This window comes from Ideonella azotifigens, from assembly GCF_006519715.1.
Taxonomy (GTDB): domain Bacteria; phylum Pseudomonadota; class Gammaproteobacteria; order Burkholderiales; family Burkholderiaceae_C; genus Ideonella; species Ideonella azotifigens.
The window spans coordinates 1-12,387 of the sequence record NZ_VIDT01000098.1 but is presented as its reverse complement, the minus strand read 5'-3'; the positions used below and the strand labels follow the sequence as shown (position 1 = coordinate 12,387).

Annotated in this window: 13 protein-coding genes; 5 read left to right on the top strand and 8 right to left on the bottom strand. The window is 68.2% G+C overall.

Annotated features, from left to right (window positions below):
* On the top strand, positions 1 to 997 hold a 997-nt coding region (locus FKP22_RS08975; protein ID WP_211361347.1), incomplete at its 5' end, for a sensor histidine kinase.
* Between the two features lie 16 nt (positions 998 to 1,013).
* Here FKP22_RS08975 and ybeY read toward each other — a convergent pair.
* Positions 1,014 to 1,484, bottom strand: a complete 471-nt coding sequence (gene ybeY / locus FKP22_RS08970) for an rRNA maturation RNase YbeY (protein ID WP_141287097.1) — start codon at positions 1,482 to 1,484, stop codon at positions 1,014 to 1,016.
* Positions 1,484 to 2,479: a PhoH family protein gene (locus FKP22_RS08965; protein WP_141287095.1), complete on the bottom strand. Its 996-nt coding sequence runs from the start codon at positions 2,477 to 2,479 to the stop codon at positions 1,484 to 1,486. Before FKP22_RS08965 ends, ybeY begins: the two co-directional genes overlap by 1 nt.
* Before the next feature lie 36 nt (positions 2,480 to 2,515).
* Between FKP22_RS08965 and ruvA the strand changes: the two genes are divergently transcribed.
* On the top strand, positions 2,516 to 3,088 hold the full coding sequence (gene ruvA, locus FKP22_RS08960; protein ID WP_141287093.1) for a Holliday junction branch migration protein RuvA: 573 nt from the start codon (positions 2,516 to 2,518) through the stop codon (positions 3,086 to 3,088).
* A 12-nt stretch (positions 3,089 to 3,100) separates the two neighbouring features.
* Here the strand turns inward: ruvA and FKP22_RS08955 are convergent, their stop codons facing one another.
* Both FKP22_RS08955 and FKP22_RS08950 read right to left on the bottom strand, forming a co-directional pair.
* Positions 3,101 to 3,589, bottom strand: a complete 489-nt coding sequence (locus FKP22_RS08955; RefSeq protein ID WP_141287091.1) for a copper chaperone PCu(A)C — start codon at positions 3,587 to 3,589, stop codon at positions 3,101 to 3,103.
* 51 nt (positions 3,590 to 3,640) lie between these two features.
* On the bottom strand, positions 3,641 to 4,297 hold the full coding sequence (locus FKP22_RS08950) for a Crp/Fnr family transcriptional regulator (protein WP_141287089.1): 657 nt from the start codon (positions 4,295 to 4,297) through the stop codon (positions 3,641 to 3,643).
* Between the two features lie 400 nt (positions 4,298 to 4,697).
* Here FKP22_RS08950 and FKP22_RS08945 point away from each other — a divergent pair, with 400 nt between their 5' ends.
* Together FKP22_RS08945 and FKP22_RS08940 are read left to right on the top strand one after the other, a co-directional pair.
* Positions 4,698 to 5,711, top strand: coding sequence for a LacI family DNA-binding transcriptional regulator (locus FKP22_RS08945; protein ID WP_141287087.1), 1,014 nt, complete (start codon positions 4,698 to 4,700; stop codon positions 5,709 to 5,711).
* Between the two features lie 96 nt (positions 5,712 to 5,807).
* A complete protein-coding gene (locus FKP22_RS08940; RefSeq protein ID WP_141287085.1) occupies positions 5,808 to 6,209 on the top strand; it encodes a FlxA-like family protein in 402 nt (133 codons plus the stop codon).
* A 35-nt stretch (positions 6,210 to 6,244) separates the two neighbouring features.
* Here FKP22_RS08940 and FKP22_RS08935 read toward each other — a convergent pair whose 3' ends face one another.
* Positions 6,245 to 7,657: a serine hydrolase domain-containing protein gene (locus FKP22_RS08935; RefSeq protein WP_170200818.1), complete on the bottom strand. Its 1,413-nt coding sequence runs from the start codon at positions 7,655 to 7,657 to the stop codon at positions 6,245 to 6,247.
* 237 nt (positions 7,658 to 7,894) lie between these two features.
* Between FKP22_RS08935 and ruvB the strand changes: the two genes are divergently transcribed.
* Positions 7,895 to 8,959, top strand: coding sequence for a Holliday junction branch migration DNA helicase RuvB (ruvB, locus tag FKP22_RS08930; protein ID WP_141287081.1), 1,065 nt, complete (start codon positions 7,895 to 7,897; stop codon positions 8,957 to 8,959).
* 190 nt (positions 8,960 to 9,149) lie between these two features.
* Here ruvB and FKP22_RS08925 read toward each other — a convergent pair whose 3' ends face one another.
* The 3 genes from FKP22_RS08925 to FKP22_RS08915 form a co-directional block, all read right to left on the bottom strand.
* A complete protein-coding gene (locus FKP22_RS08925; RefSeq protein ID WP_141287080.1) occupies positions 9,150 to 10,850 on the bottom strand; it encodes a Na/Pi cotransporter family protein in 1,701 nt (566 codons plus the stop codon).
* Positions 10,851 to 10,913: 63 nt separating this feature from the next.
* Positions 10,914 to 11,744 carry a phosphonoacetaldehyde hydrolase gene (phnX, locus tag FKP22_RS08920; RefSeq protein ID WP_141287079.1) on the bottom strand — a complete coding sequence of 277 codons (831 nt, stop codon included), beginning with the start codon at positions 11,742 to 11,744 and terminating at the stop codon, positions 10,914 to 10,916.
* Between the two features lie 19 nt (positions 11,745 to 11,763).
* Positions 11,764 to 12,387 (bottom strand): FAD-dependent oxidoreductase (locus FKP22_RS08915; RefSeq protein WP_170200817.1); only part of this gene is annotated, 624 nt, incomplete at its 5' end.

Genomic DNA, 12,387 nt, shown 5'->3' with positions numbered 1-12,387 from the left:
GGCGCTGGAAGCGGCGCTCGCACATGCGCCGGTAGCACTTTGGCGTGTGGATGCGCTCGAAGCGCTGCCGCTGAACGTGGCCGCACGCCGGCTGATGGCACCGGGTGGCGCGCCCGGCGGCGTGGCTGCAGCTGCGCTGCGAGAACGGGTCGCGAGAACGCCAACCGAAGGCAGACACCGCGAAGTGCTGAGCTTCGAGGGCGAGCGAGGCAGCGAGCGTGCATTGATGGCCAGCGCACCGCTGCAATTGGGAAATGAGACCACGCGGCTGGTCGCACTGATGCCCATCGAATCGGAACTTGAAACCGAGGCCCTGGTGGCCTGGCAGCAACTGGTGCGGGTGCTGACGCACGAGATCATGAACTCGCTGACGCCCATCGCGTCGCTCTCTGGTAGCGCCATCGAATTGCTTGCCGAAGCCGCGCAGGCGCAACCGGACTTGGCTGAAGCGCTGGAGGCCATCGCCCGCCGGTCGGCACAGCTGCTGGCCTTCGTGGAAAGCTACCGCTCGGTCAGCCAGTGGCCGGCGCCGCAATGGCAGGTGGTGGAGGTGGCGCAGTTGCTGTCTGGCGTGCAGCACCTGGTGGCTGCGGACTGGTCGGCAGCGGGTGGCACGGTGCGTTGCGAAGTCACCCCTGACAGCCTGCAACTGCGCACCGATCCCGCCCAACTCGAACAGGCCCTGTTGAACCTGGCACGCAATGCGCTGGAAGCCTGTCTCCAGCGAACCGATCACCATGACCCCGGCGCCGCACCGGCTTTGCTGCTGCAAGCGCGCCTGGGTCGAGGCGGTCGACTGGCCATCACCGTCAGCGACAACGGTCCCGGCGTGGCCCCAGGCCTGGAAACCCAGGTCTTCACGCCCTTCTTCTCCACCAAGGCCCAGGGCCGCGGCATCGGGCTGGCGGTCGTGAGGCAACTGGTGCACGGCCTCGGCGGCACCGTGCGCCACGCCAAGCGACCAAGTGGCGGCGCCTGTTTCGTGCTGGGGTTCTGAGCCAGGCCGCAGTCGCTCAGCGCTTGTCCGGATACGGATCGTGCAGGCCCAGCCCGAGCAGGATCTGAGTTTCGCGGGCTTCCATGGCTTCGGCTTCGACGTCGTCGTCCTCGTGGTCGTAGCCCTGGGCGTGCAAGGTGCCGTGCACCAGCAGGTGGGCGTAGTGGTCGGCCACGGGGAGCTTGAGTTCCCTGGCTTCCTTCTCGACCACCGGCGCACAGAGGATCAGGTCGGCCATCACCAGCGGCTCGTGCTCGTAGTCGAAGGTCAGCACGTTGGTCGCGTAGTCCTTGTGACGGAACTCGTGGTTCAGGCGACGGCCTTCTTCCTCGCCGACGATGCGCACCGTGATCTCGCCCGGCGCTTCCAGCGCGGCGCGGATCCAGCGCATGACCTTGTGGCGCGGCAGTTGGGCGCGGTGCGCCGGGTCGGCGAACTGCAGCGAAAGGCTCAGCTCGGGCTTTGCAGCGGGCTTGACGCCGGCCATCAGCGCGTCTCCAGCTTGCGCTGCCGTTCATGCACGCGCTCGCGCTCTTCGCGCTGGCTGTCGTAAGCGTCGACGATGCGGGCCACCAGCGGGTGGCGCACCACGTCGGCCGAGGTAAAGCGGGTCATCGCAATGCCTTTCACGTCGCGCAGCACTTCGGCCGCGTCGATCAGCCCGCTGGGCATGCCGCGCGGCAGGTCGATCTGGCTCACGTCGCCGGTCACCACCGCCTTGGAGCCGAAGCCGATGCGGGTCAGGAACATCTTCATCTGCTCGGGCGTGGTGTTCTGCGCCTCGTCCAGGATGATGAAGGAATGGTTCAGCGTGCGGCCGCGCATGAAGGCCAGCGGCGCGATCTCCAGCGTGGCCTTCTCGAAGGCCTTGGTCACGCGGTCGAAGCCCATCAGGTCGTACAGCGCGTCGTACAGCGGGCGCAGGTAGGGGTCGACCTTCTGGGTCAGGTCGCCCGGCAGGAAACCCAGCCGCTCGCCGGCTTCCACCGCCGGGCGCGTCAGCACGATGCGCTGCACCGAGCTGCGCTCCAGTGCGTCCACCGCCGCGGCCACCGCCAGGAAGGTCTTGCCGGTGCCGGCCGGGCCGATGCCGAAGCTGATGTCGTGCGCCATGATGTGGCGCAGGTACTGTAACTGGTTTGGCGTGCGCGCGGTCAGGTCGGCGCGCCGGGTGTGCAGCACGATGTCGCCCTCGGCCGCGTCCGGCAGGTGCACCGGCGCGCCACCACGGCGCAGGTCGTCCAGCGCCAGCTGGAAGGTCTCGGCAGTGATGGGCTTTTTTGCCCGCTCGTAGAGCATCTCCAGCATCGCCAGCACGCGCTCGGCGTCGCGCTTGCTGCCATCGATCTTGAACGCGCCCTGCCGCCGCGTGATGCTCAGCGGCAGCATGGCCTCGATGGACCGCAGGTGCTCGTCCAACGGGCCGCAGAGGTGGGCCAGCCGTGTGTTGTCGAGCGGGGAAAAGGTGTGGCGGAGGATCATTGGGGCGCGATTGTGAGCCAAACGATAATCCCGCACATGATCGGTCGTCTCACGGGTTTGATTGCGGAAAAGTCCCCTCCGCTGGTGCTCATTGACGTGCAGGGCGTCGGCTACGAGGTGGACGTGCCGATGAGCACGTTCTACAACCTGCCGGGACTGGGCGAGAAGGTGACGCTGCTGGTGCACCAGGTGGTGCGCGAAGACGCCAACTTGCTCTACGGCTTCCTGACGGCAGAAGAGCGGGCCACGTTCCGCGAGGTCGTGAAGATCAGCGGCATCGGGCCGCGCACGGCGCTGTCCATTCTCTCGGGCCTGTCGGTCTCGGACCTGGCAGGCGCGGTGACACGGCAGGAAGGCGCGCGGCTGCAGAAGGTGCCGGGCATTGGCAAGAAAACCGCCGAGCGGCTGCTGCTGGAGCTCAAGGGCAAGCTGGGCGCCGAACTGCCGGGCGTGGGCGCCAGCGTGGCGACCGACGCGCAGGCCGACATCGTGCAGGCGCTGATGGCGCTGGGCTACAACGAGAAGGACGCGGCGGCGGCGCTGAAGAAGCTGCCGCCGGACGTGGGCGTCAGCGAAGGCATCAAGCTGGCGTTGAAGTCGCTGGGCTGAGTCCCTTCGGGCTCAATGTTCCAGCGCAGGGCCGGGCGCTGAAGCTCCGAGCGCGCGCACCGGCGCCTGCACGGTCAACTGCTCCGTCTTGCCGTCGGCATTCTTGAAGGTCAGCGTCAGCGGCACCTGGTCGCCGGCCTTCAGCGGCTGCTTCAGGTCCATCAGCATGACGTGGAAGCCGCCGGGCTGGAGCTTGACGGCCTTGCCGGCTGGCAGCTCCAGGCCGCCCGCCACTTCGCCCATCTTCATCACGTCGCCCACCATCTTCATCTCGTGCACTTCTGCCATGCCGGCCAGCGGCGTGGCCACGCTAACCAGCCGGCTGCCCTGGGCGGAGCGCAGTTGCATGAAGGCCCCGGTGGCCTTTTGCTGGGCGACGGTGCCGCGCACCCACAAGTCGGTCACCGCGGGCGGCTCGGCCAGCACTGCTGCGCTGGCAGCCAGCAGGCCCAGCGCCCATGTGGCTCGGGTGAAGAAGGACGGGGTCTTGAAAGCTTGCATCGGTGTTTTGTCTCCTGCTGTCGGGTGGCCATGAGATGCAGCCGCAGCCGCTCAGGCCCCCAGATGATCGCGCACCCGGGCCCCACCGTCGCTGCGCGTCATGCCGGCCGGCCATTCGCTTTCGCGCAGGCGGGCGCGGCTGAAGCGCGCGCTTTGGCGCTCGCGGCCATCGAGGATCTGGGTGCGCTTGAGGTTGGCGAAGATGCGCGAGACGGTCTCGGGCGAAGTGTCGATGATGGCTGCCATGTCCTTGATGGTCGGCAGGGGCGTATGGGCCTCCTCGCCGATCCACGGTGCGTCGTCCTCCGGCGCCAGCATCAGCAGCAAGGCCTTCAGCCGGTCCTGCGCCGAGCTGCTGCGCAGCGCCACCAGGTCCTCGCCGCGGCGCTGCTGCTGCAGCAGGCCTTCCATCAGGACCAGCCGGCGCTCGGCGTCACTGGCCAGCACCCGCCGGCGGGCTTCGCTGGGCACGATGGCGCGCGCGGTGTTGGCATACGGGTAGGCCGCCAGCAGTTCCAGGCCGATCAGGTCGCCAGGCAGCACGATCTGCATGAAGCGCTGGCCGTCCACCGTGGCCCGGTCCAGGCGCAACGCACCTGCCGTCAGCTGCCAGACCGTGCCCATGCCACCGGCCTCGAACAACACATCACCGCAGGCCAACTGCTGCACCGGGTCATCGCGCAGCGAAACTCGTGAATCAAAGGTCATGACGATCCGTCCCAGACGGCTTCCATTGGTACGACAAGGGCTGGCAGCGTGGGTTGCGGAAGATCAACAAACGGCAGCAAGCTAACTCAGGGAAAACACTGAATCATTGTAGACAGCCTGCACCCGACCCTGCCGGCCGAATGCATGCGCCTGCCCACGCTGCTGCCGGCGAGCCCCGGGCTGGACGGCGCCCCGGGTCTGGCGCCAGGGCCACCCGGCGGGTACCCCGAGGTGTACAGAGTCCGGCCCAGCCGCTCAACGTGGGATTGCCCGCCACCAGCAGGCGTGACACCGTCGGCACCACGGCCTGACCGAGGATCGCCAGCAAGGCGATCCAGGCGCTGCGGCGCAACAGGCGGGCGGTGAATGACCCCAGCGATTCCGCTTTCAAACAGACACGATGCCGACGATCAAGGATGTGGCCCAGCTCGCCGGCGTCGGCGTGGGCACCGCTTCGCGGGTGCTCTCCGGCCGCGGCTCGTTCTCGGCCAAGGCGGCAGCGCGCGTGGCCTCGGCGGTGCAGACGCTGGACTTCCGGCCGTCGACCATTGCCCGCGCGCTGGTCACGCAGGTCAGCGGCACCATCGGCGTCTATGTGCCGGACTTCAAGGGCCCGTTCTACGGCCCGATGCTGCATGCGGTGGAAAGCGAATTGCGCAGCCACGAGCGCCACATGGTCGCGGCCAATGGCTGCGGCCAGGCCAGCATGCGCCGCCAGGCCCAGGACGGCGTGCGCTTCCTGATGGACCGCGGCTGCGACGGCATCCTGGTGACCACCAACGCGCTGACCGATGCAGACCTGCTGGCCCTCCAGGAGCGTTTCCCGCATGTGGCCGTGGTCAACCGCGAAGTGGTGCGCATGAAGGCCGCATGTTTCTCGGTGGATCACCACGCCGCCGGCCGGCTGGCCGGGCGGGCCTTCCTGGACCACGGCCACCGGCAGCTGGCGGTGATTGCCGGCCTGGCCGAGGCGCCGGACAATCGGCAGCGCCTGCAGGGTTTTTTCGACGAGCTGGCCACGGCCGGCATCGCCCGCGAGCAGGTGCCCTGCGTGGACGGGCTTTTCACCGCCAAGGGCGGCTCGGAGGCCACCGGCGCGCTGCTGGCCGGCGGCGCACAATTCACCGGCCTGTTCTGCTGCAATGACCTGATGGCGATGGGCGCCATCGCCCGGCTGCATGCCGCCGGCAAACGCATGCCGGAAGAGGTTTCGGTGATCGGCTACGACGACGCCGACGAAATGGCCGCCTACCTCAGCCCCAGCTTGACCAGCATCCGCATCGCCATCGACAACATGGGCCTGAACGCCTGCCGCATGCTGCTGAACCAGTGCTACGCAATGTCGCTGCCGCTGGTGCACGAATTCCAGCCCGAGTTGGTGCTGCGCAACTCGCTGGGGCCGGCTCCCGGCTGAACGCCGCCTCCCCGCGCAGGCCCGGCCAGCGGCTCCCTTTGTGTCGACTGCGTAAATCACATACAGCTTCAAGACAGCCAGGCCGAAATCCTGGTCATGCAAGTCGCCGCCTCCACCACTGTCGCCAACGCCGCCAGCGCCAGCAGCGGCAGCTCGTCCACCACCGCCTCGCAGATCGCCGCGCTGCAAAAACAGTTGCAGACCCTGGCGCAGGACCTGAAGGACCTGGCCAAGGACGACACGCTGAGTGCCGAGGACAAGCAGAAGCAGCAGCAACTGCTGCAGATGCAGATGCAGTCGGTGCAGCAGCAGATCACCGCGCTGCAGAACAAGGCCACGCAGGACGCCGAGGCCAGGCGCAAGGCGAGCGAAGCCAAGTCCAGCGAATCGAAGGACACACAGGCGCAAGCGCAGTCCGATCCGGCCGACCCGCTGGCGGGCAAGAAGGACGAAGATCCCGCCCGCCGCCTGGGCCTGCAGATCGACACCTACGCCTGAGCGGCGACCGCAGGCCCGCAGGCCGCCCGATGCATTCAGGGCGGCAACGGACCGACCCGGCGCCAGGTCTCGCCGTCGCCCTCGCCCCCCTCGAAGTAGCGCAGCGTCTCGCTGCCAGGCGCGGTCTCCAGGCGGTGCAGGGCGTTCTCAAACAGGAAGAGGCCGCCGGCGATGGGCCGCAGCTTGAGTGGCCGCCCCTCACCGCGTTGCGCATACAAGGCGCCGTCCTTCACACGCAGCAAGCGGTCATCCGCCGCGGCCGAGCTGCCAGCGGCGCGCCACACGCCTTGCAGTTTCTCCAGTTCACTCACCGGCAGGTCCAGCTTGGGGCCATCCGGAAAGGGCTGGCCCAGGGCAATGGCTGCCACTCGCCGCCCCAGGTTGCCGACGTTCAGCGCGCTGCTGTCGCTGTTGTGCAGCACCACCACGCTGAGCTGCTCCGCCGGCAGCCAGATGAGCACCGACTTGAAGCCGTGGATGCCGCCGCCGTGCTGCAGCATGGGCTGGCCGCGCAGCGTCTCGGCATAAATGCCATCGCCGTAGGCCGCCTTCTGCGCCGGGGCGCCTTCGGGCGTGACCATGCGCAGGTAGGTCGCCGGCTTCAGCACCCGGCCGCGATGCAGGGCCAGGTTCCAGCGCCAGAGTTCGTCCACCGTGCTGACCAAGGCGCCGGCTGCGTGCGGTTGCGTCATGCTCACCAGGCCCGCACGCTCCACGCCCGCGGCGCCGCTGCTGTAACCCGACACCATGCCGGAAATGACGCGATCCGGATCGTCATACTGGGTGCGGCCCAGGCCCAGCGGCTGCAGCATGGCCGCCACCTGCGCGTGCCAGGTCTTCTTCGTGATGGCCTCGATCACCGCGCCCACCAGCACGTAGCCGGAGTTGTTGTACGCCCAGGACGCGCCGGGCGCGAAGTCCACCGGCTGGCCGCTGAACTCGGCGATCATCTCCGCGGTGCTCAGGTCCCGCCGAATGGGATTGCCCATGTAGCGCGGCAGGCTGGTGAAGCTCTTCACGCCCGAGGTGTGGTTGAGCAGTTGCTGCAGCGTGATGCCGTCTGCGCCGGGGTAGCTCGGCAGGTATTTGGACAGCGGATCGTCCAGCTTCGCCAGTCCCTGGTCCACCAGTTGCAGCAAGGCCGCCGCCGAGAACTGCTTGGTCACCGAGCCGATGCGCAGCACCTGGTCCGGCGACAGCGGCACGCCAAGCTCGATGCTGGCCATGCCACGCGCGCTGCGGTAGAGCACCGTGTCGCCACGGGCCACCAGCATCACCGCGCCGGGCCCATCGGCCGGCACTGCGTTGGCGAGCAGCGTGTCCAGCTGCGCGCGCAGCTCGGCAGGTGCCGGCGCCGCCGCCAGGACCTGCAGGACGGGACTGAAGGCAATGACCGCGACTGCAGCGAGCCGGATGCCATGGCCGAACAAGCGGCGACGGGCGGGCACAAGGTTGTGAGTAGGCATGGGATTTTGGCCAGACATGGAAGATGCCAAGCCTCCCACCGTGACATGGGCGCTTCAAGCCGCCTGCGACGAAGCGGGCAATGAAAGGGACGAGCCGCGACGAGCTTTCGGCGCCGCAGGGCATCTGCCAAGCCACCCGTCCAGAAACCGCACCATGTTCGCGGCCGTTCCGCTGCAAGACTGAGCCCCGCCACGGTCCCGGCCGGCCATAATCCCTGTATGTCCATCCAGACCGACGATTTCGGCCCCGCCGCCAGCCGGCCGGCCCGTGTGGTCACCGCGCAACCGGTGACGCCGCAGGAAGAAGCGCAGGAACGCGCGCTGCGGCCCAAGGGGCTGGACGAATACGTCGGCCAGCTGAAGGCGCGCGAACAGCTGGAGATCTTCATTGGCGCGGCCAAGAAGCGCAGCGAGGCGCTGGACCATGTGCTGCTGTTCGGCCCGCCGGGGCTGGGCAAGACCACGCTGAGCCACATCATTGCCAATGAGCTGGGCGTGAACCTGCGCCAGACCAGCGGTCCGGTGCTGGAAAAGCCCAAGGACCTGGCGGCCATCCTGACCAATCTCGAGAAGAACGACGTGCTGTTCATCGACGAGATCCACCGGCTCTCGGCCGTGGTCGAGGAAATCCTGTACCCGGCGCTGGAGGACTACCAGATCGACATCATGATCGGCGAAGGCCCGGCCGCCCGCTCGATCAAGCTGGACCTGCAACCCTTCACGCTCGTGGGCGCCACCACCCGCGCCGGCATGCTGACCAACCCGCTGCGCGACCGCTTCGGCATCGTCACCCGGCTGGAGTTCTACACCGACGAGGAACTGGCCCGCATCGTGACCCGCTCGGCGCGGCTGCTGAACGCGCCCATCGACGTCGAAGGCGCGACCGAAATCGCCCGCCGCAGCCGCGGCACGCCGCGCATTGCCAACCGCCTGCTGCGCCGCGTGCGCGACTACGCCGACGTCAAAGGCACCGGCCGCATCACCCGCGAAATGGCCGACGCCGCGCTGAAGATGCTGGACGTGGACTCACGCGGCTTCGACCTGATGGACCGCAAGCTGCTCGAAGCCGTGGTGCACCGCTTCGACGGCGGCCCGGTCGGCCTGGAAAACGTGGCCGCCGCGATTGGCGAAGAGCCCGGCACGATCGAAGACGTGATCGAGCCCTACCTGATCCAGCAGGGCTTCCTGCAGCGCACGCCGCGTGGGCGGGTGGCCACCTTGATGGCTTACCGCCACCTGGGTGTGACGCCACCGCAGCGGGGCAGCGATCTGTTCGAGGGTTGAGCGACCACCGAGCTGGCCTCGGTTCCCCTGGCTCGCCTCCGCCACGGCGGTGCTTCAAATAAATGGGGTCAGAGTCAATTTATCGGGCACGCCGGTTCCAGCGAGTTGAGGTATCTCAAGATAAATTGACTCTGACCCCATTTATTTTCACGCGACCTCGGCGCGGCACCACGCACTGGGATTCAAACGCTCAGTCCGACCGAAAAGGTATCGGCCTCGGGGCCGCACTCAAGACCGCCGGCTGCGCTTGCTGCACCGCATCGCGTGCTGCAGCCGCCTCCAGCGTCGGATACGCAATCGAGCAGAGTTGCGAGTTGATGCGGCGCAGCTCGGTCAGCAGGTCCAGGTGCAGCGAGCTGGTCTGGATGCTCTCCGGTGTGTTGCCATGCAGGCGGTCGAAGTGGTTGGCGGCGCAGGCTTGCACGCGGTCGCGGAAGCGGCGTTTCTGGGCCAGCAGGTCGCGGGCTTCCTGTTCGTTGCCGCTGAGGAAGACGCTCATCGCCAGCCGGTGATTGCTCAGCAGCTGGCCGTGCAGCTCGGCCAGTTCGGCAATGCCGGCCTCGGAGAAGTTGCGGCCGGGGCGGATCTTCTTGTCCTCCAGGTCCTGCAGCACCCGCTCGGCCGCGTCGCCGATCTGTTCCATGTTGATCGTGAAGGCGAGGATGTCGGCCCAGCGCCGGCCCTCGCGCTCGGACAGCGAGCTGCGCTGGATCTTGGTCAGGTAGTACTTGATGGCCGAATACAGCGTGTCGACCTGGTCGTCCAGGCGGCGCAGCTCGGCCGACAGCGCCAGGTCGTTGTCGCGCATCACCGGCAGCAGGCCGCGCAGCATGGTCTCGACCAGGTCGGCCTGGTGCAAAGCCTCGCGCGCGGCGCAGGACATGGCAAGTTGCGGTGTGTCCAGCACCTCCGGGTCCAGGTGGCGCGGGCCAGTGGCGTGAAGCGCGAGCGCATTCGGCGAGACAGGTGGCGTCTCGCCCCAGCGGCCGACCAGCCGCGCCATCGCGCCGGTGGCCGGCAGGAACAGCAGCGCGCAGGCCAGGTTGAAGCTCAGGTGGAACAGCACCACCCACGAAGCGGCGCCCGGCCGCAGCGGCCCGAGCGACTGCGCCAGCCCGTGCACAAAAGGCGCGGCGAGCAAGCCGCCCGCCAGTTTGAACAGGAAGTTGCCCAGCTGCACACGACGACCTTCGATGGGCGCGTGCATGGTCGTCAGCAGGCTGCTGAGGCCGCTGCCCACGTTGGCGCCCAGCACCAGGCCAAACGCCACTTCCAGCGAGACGATGCCGGTGCCAGCCAGCGCGGCGGTGAGCAGCACCGCGGCCAGGCTGGAGTAGCTCATCAGCGCCAGCACCGCGCCGACCAGCAGCTCCAGCGGCGCGTCGTTGCGCACACCGCCAAGCAGCATCTTCATCTGCGGCGCGGCCAGCAAGGGCTCGGTCGCCAGGCCGATCAGGCGCAATGCCAAGGTGATGATGCCCAGGCCGATCAGCACGCCGCCCAGGCGGCCCGCGGTGCTGCCCTCTTGCGACAGGTGCAACACCACGCCAGCCAGCAGCAACAAGGGCGACAGCCAGGCCAGGTTGAAGGAGAACAGCAGCGTGACCAGGCCGGTGCCGACGTCTGCGCCGCGCAGCACTGCCAATGCGGTCGACAGCGACATCAGGCCCTGGCTGACGAAGGATGACGCGATCAGGCTGGTGGCCCCGCTGCTTTGCACCAGCGCCGTGACGCCCAGCCCCGCCAGCGCCGCGCTGGCGCGCGTGCCGGTGCTGGCCTGGATCAGCCGGCGCAGCCCTGCCCCGAACACCTTCAGGATGCCGGTGCGGACCAGGTGGGTGCCCCACACCAGCAGCGCAATCGCCGCCAGCAGGTTCAGCAGGTACAGCATGACGAGAAACGTGTGCCTTTTTGCCTGGTTTGGCCGGCCGAAGGGCCAGCCTTTTGGAAGGACTCAGGGCCGCTCACCTCGCGACAAGCGGGCCTGGATGTCATCGATGACAGGCAGCAGTTCGGCCACGCTGTCGATGACGTAGTGTGCCCCCGCTTCGCTCAGCTGGGATGCGGCTTTTTCACGCCTCCGGGCTTGTTCTGCAACGCCCAGCGATTGCCACTCGGCCAGCGACAGGCCCATCGCATTGCCGCTGACCGAAACGCCCACGGCCCAGGTGCCGGCGTTCAGGCCTTCCTGCAGGCCCACGCCGGTGTCGTCGACCTTGACCACGCTGTGTGCCGGCCACACGCCCAGGTCGGCAAAGCAGCGATACATCATCAGCGGAGAAGGCCGGCCCTCGGCCAGGTCGCCGGCGCAAACCAGGTTGTCGGCGACCAGGCCCTGGGCCTGCGCCAGTGGCGTGAGGACTTGCATGATGGGCCGGTTGTAGCCCGTCGTGGAGCCGATCTTCAGGCCGCGTGCGCGCAGCGCGGCCAGCATCAGCGGCGCGCCGGGAATGGCCTCGGCGAAGTCGGCCACCACGGCGGCGTTCATCGGCGTGAAGACTTCGTAGAGGTGATCCACGTCGGCGTCGCTGAACGGCTGGCCGTGGCGCGCCAGCCATTGGGCCGCGACCTCCGGCAACTGGCCCAGCGCGTGGATGTGGTCCCACTTGGCCATGCCCATCGGGCCGCGGGCCTGGTCGATGCCGAGCTTCACGCCGTAGCGCTCGAACAGGCGCACAAACGCGCCCATCGGCGCGCAGGAGCCGAAGTCCAGCAGCGTGCCGGCCCAGTCGAAGACGACGGCCTTGAGTGGATCGGTGGCAGGGAGGGATGTGTTCGATGTCATGGGATGTTCTGCGAGGGGCTCACCAGTCACCGAAAACGTCCTCGGCGATGCCGAAGGCGGTGCTGGCGCCAGTGCCGCTGGTGACCAGCACGACACGCGTGGCTTCGTCAGGACTGTCGATCAGGCAGTCGGTGCTGGCGGACGAGGGGTAGAGGCCGACCCAGCGCTCGGTCACCGTGGCCTCGCGCAGCTTCAGCGTCTCGCGCAGGTGGCGCAGGATGATGTCGTCCACGCGCTGGTCGGCAAACGGCAGCGGCGCGGCACCGTAGTGGTGGGAGTCACCCACCACCAGCGAGCCATCGGCACTCTGCACGACGATCAGGTGGATGCCGTGCTGCAGCGACTCGCCCTCCTCGCGCTGCATCTGCGCCAGCAGCGGCGCGGCCTCCGGCAGCTTGCTGTAGCCGTGGTAGCGCACCAGGCTCAGGTCGGCCATGACCGAGCCCGGCAGCTGGAAGCCCGGCTCGGGCCGCACGCGCAACATCTGCAGCTGGCACAGGCGCAGGTCATGAGGCGCAATGCGTTCGGCAAACAGGCCGTGGAGCTCGGTGTTGGTGCAGACGGCCACGCGCTCGGCATGCAGCACGGCGCGCGAGGTGCGCACGCGCGGCGTGGCCACCTCCAGCACCGCCTCGCCGAAGCG

Excerpts from the sequence above, each read along its gene's own strand:
- FKP22_RS08945 (WP_141287087.1), top strand. The coding sequence starts at position 4,698 with ATGCCGACGATCAAGGATGTGGCCCAGCTCGCCGGCGTCGGCGTGGGC.
- FKP22_RS08965 (WP_141287095.1), bottom strand. The coding sequence starts at position 2,479 with ATGATCCTCCGCCACACCTTTTCCCCGCTCGACAACACACGGCTGGCC.
- ruvA (WP_141287093.1), top strand. The coding sequence starts at position 2,516 with ATGATCGGTCGTCTCACGGGTTTGATTGCGGAAAAGTCCCCTCCGCTG.
- FKP22_RS08950 (WP_141287089.1), bottom strand. The coding sequence starts at position 4,297 with ATGACCTTTGATTCACGAGTTTCGCTGCGCGATGACCCGGTGCAGCAG.
- phnX (WP_141287079.1), bottom strand. The coding sequence starts at position 11,744 with ATGACATCGAACACATCCCTCCCTGCCACCGATCCACTCAAGGCCGTC.
- FKP22_RS08925 (WP_141287080.1), bottom strand. The coding sequence starts at position 10,850 with ATGCTGTACCTGCTGAACCTGCTGGCGGCGATTGCGCTGCTGGTGTGG.
- FKP22_RS08955 (WP_141287091.1), bottom strand. The coding sequence starts at position 3,589 with ATGCAAGCTTTCAAGACCCCGTCCTTCTTCACCCGAGCCACATGGGCG.
- ruvB (WP_141287081.1), top strand. The coding sequence starts at position 7,895 with ATGTCCATCCAGACCGACGATTTCGGCCCCGCCGCCAGCCGGCCGGCC.
- FKP22_RS08940 (WP_141287085.1), top strand. The coding sequence starts at position 5,808 with ATGCAAGTCGCCGCCTCCACCACTGTCGCCAACGCCGCCAGCGCCAGC.
- ybeY (WP_141287097.1), bottom strand. The coding sequence starts at position 1,484 with ATGGCCGGCGTCAAGCCCGCTGCAAAGCCCGAGCTGAGCCTTTCGCTG.